Annotated in this window: 10 protein-coding genes; all 10 read left to right on the top strand. The window is 48.0% G+C overall.

Annotation, left to right across the window (positions count from 1 at the left end):
- A partial coding sequence (locus MUB35_RS30805; protein WP_244806199.1) for a hypothetical protein occupies nt 1-176 on the top strand: 176 nt, incomplete at its 5' end.
- A 243-nt stretch (nt 177-419) separates the two neighbouring features.
- Nucleotides 420-1,070, top strand: a complete 651-nt coding sequence (locus tag MUB35_RS10900) for a DUF3786 domain-containing protein (RefSeq protein WP_033142554.1) — start codon at nt 420-422, stop codon at nt 1,068-1,070.
- Between the two features lie 73 nt (nt 1,071-1,143).
- A complete protein-coding gene (locus tag MUB35_RS10895; RefSeq protein WP_033142555.1) occupies nt 1,144-1,671 on the top strand; it encodes a GNAT family N-acetyltransferase in 528 nt (175 codons plus the stop codon).
- Complete coding sequence (locus tag MUB35_RS10890; RefSeq protein WP_227244283.1) at nt 1,668-2,363, top strand: HD domain-containing protein; 696 nt, start codon at nt 1,668-1,670, stop codon at nt 2,361-2,363. The genes MUB35_RS10895 and MUB35_RS10890 overlap by 4 nt, the downstream gene beginning before the upstream one ends.
- A gap of 2 nt (nt 2,364-2,365) precedes the next feature.
- Nucleotides 2,366-2,737 (top strand): ACT domain-containing protein, encoded by a 372-nt coding sequence (locus MUB35_RS10885; RefSeq protein ID WP_033142556.1) that lies wholly within the window; start codon nt 2,366-2,368, stop codon nt 2,735-2,737.
- Nucleotides 2,738-2,745: 8 nt separating this feature from the next.
- Nucleotides 2,746-3,630, top strand: coding sequence for an SPL family radical SAM protein (locus MUB35_RS10880; RefSeq protein ID WP_148392155.1), 885 nt, complete (start codon nt 2,746-2,748; stop codon nt 3,628-3,630).
- Nucleotides 3,631-3,833: 203 nt separating this feature from the next.
- On the top strand, nt 3,834-4,430 hold the full coding sequence (locus tag MUB35_RS10875; protein WP_054352495.1) for a methyltransferase family protein: 597 nt from the start codon (nt 3,834-3,836) through the stop codon (nt 4,428-4,430).
- Between the two features lie 56 nt (nt 4,431-4,486).
- Nucleotides 4,487-5,416, top strand: coding sequence for a GNAT family N-acetyltransferase (locus tag MUB35_RS10870; protein ID WP_244806196.1), 930 nt, complete (start codon nt 4,487-4,489; stop codon nt 5,414-5,416).
- 53 nt (nt 5,417-5,469) lie between these two features.
- A complete protein-coding gene (locus tag MUB35_RS10865; RefSeq protein WP_103731289.1) occupies nt 5,470-5,910 on the top strand; it encodes an NUDIX hydrolase in 441 nt (146 codons plus the stop codon).
- Nucleotides 5,907-6,587, top strand: coding sequence for a TIGR00266 family protein (locus MUB35_RS10860; protein ID WP_033142559.1), 681 nt, complete (start codon nt 5,907-5,909; stop codon nt 6,585-6,587). The genes MUB35_RS10865 and MUB35_RS10860 overlap by 4 nt, the downstream gene beginning before the upstream one ends.
- The last annotated feature ends 43 nt before the right edge of the window (nt 6,588-6,630 follow it).

Here is a 6,630-nt window from a genome sequence, read left to right as displayed (position 1 = left end):
AAGAGCTGAAAGAATTTGTTGCTGAGAGACTGAACCAGACAGCAAAAGAATTATACGGTATCGACAACTTCACAGACATGGTTGGTGATGAGACCATCGCAACAGATCCGGAAGAATTAATTACATTCTTAACAGAGAAGGGACATCCGGCTCTGGAGCTTGATCCGATGATGTGATCTTGTAAAATGTTTTAACTGAAAAAGGGCGTGTACCTCCCAAAGAATAGGGGGTATGCGCTTTTTAGCGTGCTGCGCTTTCAAAAGGTGAGGCTGCCGGCAGTCTTTTTCCGGTATTTAGGGCGAGGTAAAGGTGCACCGGGATTTGATTGTAATCATCCACAGAATCCGTTATAATTGAGAAAAAGGAAACCGGCAGATTGCCGTCTGCCCCGGAGAAACAGGACAGAAAGGAGAAATAATATGCAGAAGACACAGCAGTCCAATTATGATAAGCTCTGCGAAGACTGGAGAGAAAAATTTCTGCAGATGGACCAGGAGATATTGATGAGAAAGCTGCCGGAAATAAAGGCTGAGGGAGAATATCTGACCATTGTCCATTTCGGAAAAAAGTACGGAATCCACAGAAAAGAAGGATATATCAGAGCAATGGAGGATGACATTCCTCTGCGCAACGGAACGAAAATGAATATTTACAATCTGTTCTGGTATTCCAAAGAGAATGTCAGCCTCCAAGAGCGCTGGGTGCCCTTCAGGGACGTGAGAAACGCGGGACCCTTTGCGCCGGCTTTTGAGAGCAACATACTGAAACCTTTTGCCATGACCTTTGAAGGGAAAACAGAAAAACTCAGGCGCGCAGCCGAAAAGATGGGCGGACAGCCTGTACGGCAGGGCGATGCAGGATATATCGTTCATGCGTTTTCCTGTATCCCCATGCAGTATCTGTTCTGGGATGGCGATGAGGAATTTCCTGCCCAGGGGAATATATTATTTGATTACAGTGTGACGGATTTTATCCATGTGGAGTCCACCGTGACGCTGGCGGAGGAGGGGATCATCCGGCTGGCAGAACTGGCAGGCATTGAGTTAAAGAAGAAAATGTTCGGAATGTAGAGCCTGGGGCGCGCAGATTGTCGGAATGAATTTTCAAATATGCTCTAAGCACAGGATGAAAAAAGGAGAACAGATGCAGATAGAGACAGAACGATTGATCATAAGGCCGTTTCGGGCAGAGGATGAACCAGCATTGTACGAATATCTTTCGGATGCGGAAGTAGTGCGTTATGAGCCGTATCACCCCATGAGTATGGAGGAGGTCAGGGCCGAGGCAGTCAGAAGAGCGGAGGATAAAAGCTTTTGGGCGGTCTGCAAAAAGAATGGAACGCTAATTGGAAATTTGTATTTCGACAAAGGTGACCTTAATACCTGGGAGCTGGGGTATGTGTTTAACCGCAGGTACTGGAAACAGGGATATGCGTATGAGAGTGCGTGGGCACTGCTTGACCTGGCCTTCAGGGAATGGGATGTCAGGCGGGTGACAGCCATGTGTGACCCGGAAAATACGGCATCCTGGAGGCTGATGGAGCGCCTTGGCATGCGCAGGGAAGGGGAATTGAAGCAGAATGTATACTTTTTCTGTGATGAGGAGGGAAATCCAATCTGGAAAGATACTTATGAATATGGTCTGCTCAGGGAGGAATGGAAACAGAGATGACGAAAAAGACATATGAACAGCTTGAAGCTTATATGAAATCCTGTATGCAGGACAGTGCCCACGATATGGAGCATATTTACCGGGTCCTGTATACCGCGCTGGATATTGCGGATCATGAAAAAGACGTGGATTACGATGTTTTGATATGTGCCTGTCTCCTGCACGATATTGGCAGGAAAGCGCAGTTTAAAAATAAAAAGGTCTGTCATGCTAAGGCCGGGGCGGCAATGGCCGTAAGATATCTGACGGAACAGGGTTTTGACAAAGATTATACTGCGAAGGTGGAACACTGCATACTGGCACATCGGTTCAGAAAAGGAAAGGGGAATCAGCCGGACAGCACAGAGGCAAAAATCCTGTTTGATGCGGATAAAATAGACGTTACCGGCGCGGTGGGCGTCGCCAGAACGCTTCAGTATGGCGGCCATGCATCCGAACCCATATACACGCGTCTGCCTGACGGACGCATCGCCGATGGGGAGGAGGAGTCAGCTGATTCCTTTTTTCATGAATACAGACATAAACTCTGTAATATCCATGAAAAACTCTATACGAAAAGAGGCCGTGAAATTGCCGGGGAGCGAAAAGCCGCGGCAGAGGCATTTTATAAAAGTCTGTACAGGGAAGTCACCGGTGCTTTTCAAACCGGACCGGAATTATTGGAACGCAGCTTAAAAGCAGGAGGACAATAGAAATGGAGCTTAAAATCATTGACCAGGATTTTTCCGTCTGTAAAATAAAGGAATTTTCGCCGGATCTGCTGAAAGACGGCTTTTGTTTTATCGGCAGGACAGACGAAGAGCTTTCACTTGTATGTGCTGCGAAACATGTGCCAAAAGACGCACTGGAACGCGATGACGGCTGGAGGGCGTTTCGGATTCAGGGGGTTCTTGATTTTTCCCTCATAGGCATCCTGTCCGCAATTTCCGCTGTTCTGGCGGAGAATCATATAGGTATCTTTGCAGTCTCCACTTATAATACGGACTATATCCTCACAAAAGAGGAAAATTTCCAAAAGGCCGTAGAGTGCCTGAAACAGGCCGGTTACCGGTTCGCCGCGTCATAGGAGGAGATATGCATAAGGTAAATGCAAAATCCATTTTGTCTGCCCAGAACGGCATGAATCTGTACCGCGGCTGCAGCCATGGCTGTATTTACTGCGATTCCAGGAGCACATGCTATGGAATGAAGCATCCGTTTGAGGATATAGAGGTGAAAATAAATGCTCCGCAGCTTTTGGAAGCAGCCCTGAGAAGCAGACGGAAGAAATGTATGATCGGCACAGGTGCCATGACCGACCCCTATCTGCCGCTGGAAAAGGAACTCTGCCTGACCAGAAAATGCCTGGAATTGATTGAACACTACGGATTCGGCGCAGTGCTGCAGACAAAATCCGATCTGGTGCTGCGGGATTTGGATTTGCTGAAGAAGATCAATGAGAAGACAAAATGCGTGGTGCAGATGACGCTGACCACAGCAGATGAGGAGCTGTGCCGTATTCTGGAACCCAATGTGTGCACCACAAAACGGCGGGCAGAGGTGCTGGATATCCTTCGGGACGAGGGGATTCCCACGGTTGTCTGGCTTTGCCCGATTCTGCCCTTTATCAATGACACAGAAGAAAACATAAGGGGTGTTATGGATTACGCGGTCAGAGCAAAGGTGTACGGTGTCCTGAATTTTGGCATGGGCGTCACCCTGCGGGATGGGGACAGGCAGTATTTTTATGAGAAGCTGGAGCAGCATTTTCCGGGACTTCGCAGGAAATATATAGAAAACTACGGAAATGCCTATGAGGTGGACAGTCCCAGCGGGAAAAAGCTGATGTCCGTCTTTTACCAGATCTGCAGGGAAAATGGTCTGGAGTGCAGCATAAACAGGATTTTTGCATGGCTGCACACATTTGAAGAGAAAAATACAGCCAGTCAGATAGAGCTTTCAGATTTCATGGAGCTGTAGCGATAAGAAGAGACCGGCCGGACGCTGTTTCGGCCGGTTGGCTGTGTGTTATAAAAGCCCGGAAATGACCGGCAGCCGCGGACAGCAACTAACAATTGCAATCCCGTAGCATGTAGGGTATACTGTATTGAAAGAATTCAGCTATGTTCGTAACAGGACAGAAAGTGGATTCGGACAATAACATAACAGAGGAGATACCACAAATGGACAAGTTTCAGTCAGGCAGCATTGTTATCATGCTTGTATTTTATGGCATCTATTTCGGCAAAATGCTGGGTCAGAAAAAGAAAGGGATCAGGACGAACCAGATTGCTAAGGGGGACAAAGCAGAGGAGCTTCTATACATAGAGTTCATCATGAAAATAGCAACCATCGGCGTACCTGTTTATGAATTGGTATCTATCTTTTGGGGAATTAATCAGGCATCTGAAAATGTGCGGATCGCGGGTCTGATCATTGCCACAGCAGGTGTTATGGTATTTGCACTTTCCGTATATACCATGCGCGACAGCTGGCGTGCAGGCATTCCGGAGCACGGCAGAACAAAAATGGTGTCAGAGGGAATCTATTCTGTCAGCAGAAATCCTGCGTTCTGCGGATTTGATCTGACGTATATCGGCATTCTACTTATGTTTTTCAATATTCCGCTGTTGGCATTTACCTGCTTTGCTATTTTTACCCTGCATCTGCAGATCCGGCAGGAAGAAAAATATCTGGAAAAGGTGTTTGGCAGGGAATACAGGGAATACAGAAGAAAAGTTTTCCGCTATGTGGGCAGAAATTTCTGGGCGGACCGATAGGCGGATAAAGTAAGGCGGGGTACACCCTGCAAAGGGAAAAGGAGCAGTGGAAGGATATGGCATTCGTGATCAGGGAGTTTACCCCCAAAGATATACAGGCGTTAATGGAAATCTGGCTGCAGGCCAACTGCCGGGCGCACAGCTTTATCCCTTCTTACTATTGGGAGGAAAATTATGAGTATGTGAGTCGGGAGCTTTTGAAGGCGGAAATCCTCGTGTGTGAGGTTGAGGAGCAGATCGCGGGTTTTATCGGCATGCAGGAGGACTTTATTGCGGGACTTTTTGTCCGTATAGAAATGCAGGGACAGGGAATCGGCACAGCGCTTTTAAAGGAAGCATGCAGGCGCCATGAGGAGCTGTCGCTCAGAGTGTATGAAAAGAATGAAAATGCGGTCCGTTTTTATAAAAAATACGGTTTTCTCCTCCGGGAGTCAGACACCGATGCGGAAACCGGGGAAACGGAATATCTTATGCGATATACAGGAAAGAAAGAACTCCTGTTTGAACAGATAACCTTACAGGATGGCAGGCGGGTGGAGGAATTGTCACAACTGGCGTCCTCTGTGGTAAAGGAAGTGTTCGACCCCATGATCGGGGCAGAACAAAATGATTATATGATACATTTATTCCAGACGGTTCCCGCCATAAAAGGACAGCTTGAAAACGGATACACATATTATATGGTAAAGGACGCATCCGGGGATGTGGGATTTCTGGCCTTTTATCCCAGGGACGGAATGCTTTATCTGAGCAAATTCTATCTAAAAAGCAGCGCAAGAGGCAGAGGATACGCGGGCCGGATGTTTGAATTTGTAAAGGAAAAGGCAGTTGAGGCGGGATATGGAGAGATTTTTCTCAATGTAAATAAAAAGAACCCGGCAGCAGATGTCTACAGGCATATGGGATTTCGGCTTCTGCGGGAAGAGAAAAATGATATCGGCAATGGATTTTATATGGATGATTATGTATTTCTGTATCAAATCTGAGGCTGCAAAGCGGTGCGGTTTAAAAGCCAGGGCGCTGAAGGAGGGAAGCTTTTGTGCTGGAGGTAAAGTTTTACAGTGAGGCCGAGGACCGGCTTTTAAAATTTGCGGTGATCTACGCCGTGGCAGGAGAGAAAATGGTCCTGGTAAAACACAGGGAACGCCGGACTTATGAGATTCCGGGCGGTCACAGGGAGCCGGGAGAGACCATAGAAGAGACTGCGGCAAGGGAGCTTAAGGAGGAGACAGGCGCAGAGACATTTACCTTGAAGCCGGTGTCTGTCTATTCTGTCACAGGCCGAAACCGGGTCAATGACACGGGGGAGGAGACTTACGGAATGCTGTTCTATGCTGAGATCACTTCTTTCGGGAAAATCGAAAGCGAGATTGAACGGATCGGCTTTTTCGACAGCCTGCCGGAGGCTCTGACTTATCCGGAGATACAGCCGAAACTGGCTGAGAGAGTAAGGAAAGAAAAGGAGGCGTATGTATTATGAGATATAAGCTGGAGGGCAGTGTTATGCCGGCAGTGGAAGTGCTGCTGAACAGAGGAGAGAGTATTTATACACAGACCGGAGGTATGTGCTGGATGAGCGACGGCATCAGCATGAGCACCAATGCCAGAGGCGGCTTTATGCGCGGCCTGGGCCGTATGTTTTCCGGGGAATCCTTTTTCATGACAAGTTACCAGGCGGAGATGGACGGTGCCATGGTTGCGTTTTCTTCCACTGTACCCGGGGAGATCGTCCCGGTGGACTTAAGGGAATACAGAGGATTTTACTGCCAGAAAGGGTCTTTTCTCTGTGCGGAAAGCGCAGTGGAGACAAAAGTGGCATTTACAAAGAAGGTATCTTCCGGATTCTTTGGCGGTGAGGGATTTATCCTTCAGGAGATGCAGGGGAACGGCATGGTATTTTTGGAAGTGGACGGTAATAAAGTGGAGAAAGAACTTCTTCCGGGAGAAGTGATCAAGGTGGATACCGGAAATGTGGTGGCCTTTGAGGGCAGTGTGCAGTATGAGATCGAGATGGTAAAAGGCGGCATGAACATTTTTCTGGGCGGTGAAGGACTGTTCCTCACAAAGCTGACCGGACCGGGCAAGGTGATTCTGCAGACCCAGAACTTCGGGGAATTCTGCGGCAGGATACGCCAGTATATACCATCCCACGACTGAATTCCAGTAAGTAAGACAGAAGGGCCGGGAGGATAAGAGGAGG

Origin of the sequence: Blautia sp. NSJ-175 (assembly GCF_022867815.1) — a bacterium.
GTDB classification, from domain to species: Bacteria; Bacillota; Clostridia; order Lachnospirales; family Lachnospiraceae; genus Blautia; species Blautia celeris.
This window is presented reverse-complemented; position numbering and strand designations above follow the sequence as displayed.